Annotated in this window: 5 protein-coding genes; all 5 read left to right on the top strand. The window is 67.6% G+C overall.

Annotated elements, in window-relative coordinates; all coding sequences use genetic code 11:
• A partial coding sequence (locus NBZ85_RS30390) for a thioredoxin family protein (protein WP_261563345.1) occupies positions 1-343 on the top strand: 343 nt, incomplete at its 5' end.
• Between the two features lie 37 nt (positions 344-380).
• Positions 381-458, top strand: coding sequence for a putative leader peptide (locus tag NBZ85_RS33490; protein ID WP_368861462.1), 78 nt, complete (start codon positions 381-383; stop codon positions 456-458).
• A gap of 93 nt (positions 459-551) precedes the next feature.
• Positions 552-971 (top strand): DUF4395 domain-containing protein, encoded by a 420-nt coding sequence (locus tag NBZ85_RS30385; RefSeq protein ID WP_261563344.1) that lies wholly within the window; start codon positions 552-554, stop codon positions 969-971.
• Positions 968-1,801 (top strand): sulfurtransferase, encoded by an 834-nt coding sequence (locus NBZ85_RS30380; RefSeq protein WP_261563343.1) that lies wholly within the window; start codon positions 968-970, stop codon positions 1,799-1,801. The genes NBZ85_RS30385 and NBZ85_RS30380 overlap by 4 nt, the downstream gene beginning before the upstream one ends.
• A gap of 3 nt (positions 1,802-1,804) precedes the next feature.
• Complete coding sequence (locus NBZ85_RS30375; protein ID WP_136446980.1) at positions 1,805-2,104, top strand: DUF1416 domain-containing protein; 300 nt, start codon at positions 1,805-1,807, stop codon at positions 2,102-2,104.
• The last annotated feature ends 226 nt before the right edge of the window (positions 2,105-2,330 follow it).

Here is a 2,330-nt window from a genome sequence, read left to right as displayed (position 1 = left end):
CGGGGAGGAGATGGGGGAGCGGGCGACGCTGCTGCAGTTCTCCACGGCGTTCTGCGCGCCGTGCCGGTCGACGCGGCAGGTGCTGGCCGGGGTGGCCGCGGTGGTGCCCGGGGTCCGCCACGTCGAGGTGGACGCGGAGTCGCAGCTCGCTCTGGTCCGCCGGCTGGGTGTCCGACGAACGCCCACGGTGCTGATCGTCGATGCCGCCGGCCGTGAGGTCAGGCGCGCCAGCGGTGCACCCCCGACCCGGCAGGCAGTGTTCGCGACCCTCGCGGAGATCCTCCCCGCGGAAGGGACCAATCAGGCAAATAGTGACTCTTCGGAACCGTCGCCGACGGGTTAACACAGACGTGACTTTCGCTGCTACCGTGACACGAACCATGTTCCGGACGCAGCTTGTGAAGCGCCGCGCGGTCGACCTGTGCCGCGTGGGCAGCTGCTTGTGTCGTTTCTCCTGATCGCGGGTCGGCGCTCCTGATGTGATCGGTAGCCTCGACGCATCTCTCCGCATCCGACCGGGTAGCTCGAACCGGGAGTCAGGAGAAAGTCTCGTGGTGGATCCTCGCGGCCTGCGGTTCGCCGCTGCCGTCACCTCGGTCGTGCTTGCCGTGGTGCTCGTGACGGGCAGTGGATGGCTGTTGCTCGCGCAGACCGTGGTGTTCGCGGTGGGAGCGGTGGCCGGCGTGCGATACGCCCCCTATGGTCTGCTGTTCCGGACACTGATTCGGCCGCGGCTGGGTCCACCGGCGACGACGGAGGATGCGGCTCCGCCCCGGTTCGCCCAGCTCGTCGGTGCAATCTTCGGCGCCGTGGGGGTCGTGGGATTCCTGTCGGGCATCCCCGTCCTCGGTTTCATCGCCGCCGCGGCCGCCTTCATCGCGGCCTTCCTCAACGCGGCGTTCGAATTCTGTCTCGGGTGCCAGCTGTATCTTTTCTTCCGTTCCATCACCGTGAGAGGAGCGCGCGCATGAGCCGCGAGAAGGCACTGGTCGACGCCGCGTGGGCCGAGGCGAACCGCGACAACCCCAAGGTCGTTCTGGTCGAGGTCGACGAGGACGTTTCCGCCTACGACAAGGGGCATATTCCGGGCGCCGTCCGGCTCGACTGGAAGTCCGAGCTGCAGGATCCGATCATCCGGGATTTCGTCAACAAGGAGCAGTTCGAGAAGCTGCTGTCCGGCAAGGGCATTGCGAACGACGACACCGTCGTGCTCTACGGCGGCAACAACAACTGGTTCGCGGCCTACGCCTACTGGTACTTCAACCTGTACGGCCACGCGGACGTCCGGCTGCTCGACGGCGGCCGGAAGAAGTGGGAGCTCGACGGCCGTGAGCTGACCGCCGAGGTCTCTCCGCGGACGGCGACGACCTACACCGCCAAGGAGCCGCGTACCGACATCCGCGCGTTTCGCGAGGAGGTCGTCGCCGCGATCGGCGAGAAGGCTCTCGTCGACGTCCGGTCTCCCGACGAGTTCTCCGGCAAGCTGCTCGCGCCGGCGCACCTGCCGCAGGAGCAGTCCCAGCGGGCCGGGCACATCCCCACCGCGAAGAACATCCCGTGGGCGAAGACCGCGAACGAGGACGGAACCTTCCGGAGCAATGACGAGCTGACCAAGCTCTACGGCGAGGCCGGCGTCGACCTCTCGCGGGAGATCATCGCCTACTGCCGTATCGGTGAGCGTTCGGCGCATACCTGGTTCGCCCTGCATGAGTTGCTCGACCTGCCGGGCGTGAAGAACTATGACGGGTCGTGGACCGAGTACGGCTCGTTGGTGGGCGTGCCGATCGAGAAGGGTGCGTGAGACATGTGCGGCGCGACCCGCGGTGGACCGTCTGTGGAGGGAATTGACGTGGCCAAGGAGACCGTGATCCAGGGCGTCGTGGTGCGGGGCGGCGAGCCGGTCTCGACCGGCTATGCCCGGCTGCTCGACGAGGGCGGCGACTTCACCGCGGAGGTTCCGCTGTCCGCGACCGGCCAGTTCCGCTTCTTCGCGCGGCCGGGGCAGTGGACCGTGCGAGCGCTCGTGCCCGGCGCGAGCGGCGAGCAGAAGGTCGTCGCTCGCCAGGGCGAGCCGATCGACACGCAGGTCGAAGTCACGGCCTGAGGGGCACGGCTGGCAACATCGCGGCTGGCGCGGCAGAGGGGACAGCGGGCATCGTCCGCTGTCTCCTTTCTCATGGGCTAGGGCCTGTTTGGGAAGTATGTCCCGAGGCTGACCGTGGATCTGGTGGTGACTTTCGGGTTGCATGATCGGTTGTGTGGCGCGGGGTGACCTGACGAACGAGCAGTGGGCTGTGCTGGAGCCGTTGCTGCCGTCGGAGGCGGACAAG

It is taken from the genome of Frankia tisae (assembly GCF_025403405.1).
Taxonomy (GTDB): domain Bacteria; phylum Actinomycetota; class Actinomycetes; order Frankiales; family Frankiaceae; genus Frankia; species Frankia tisai.
Note: the sequence above shows the minus strand (reverse complement) of the source record. Positions and strands in the feature narration are given on the sequence as shown.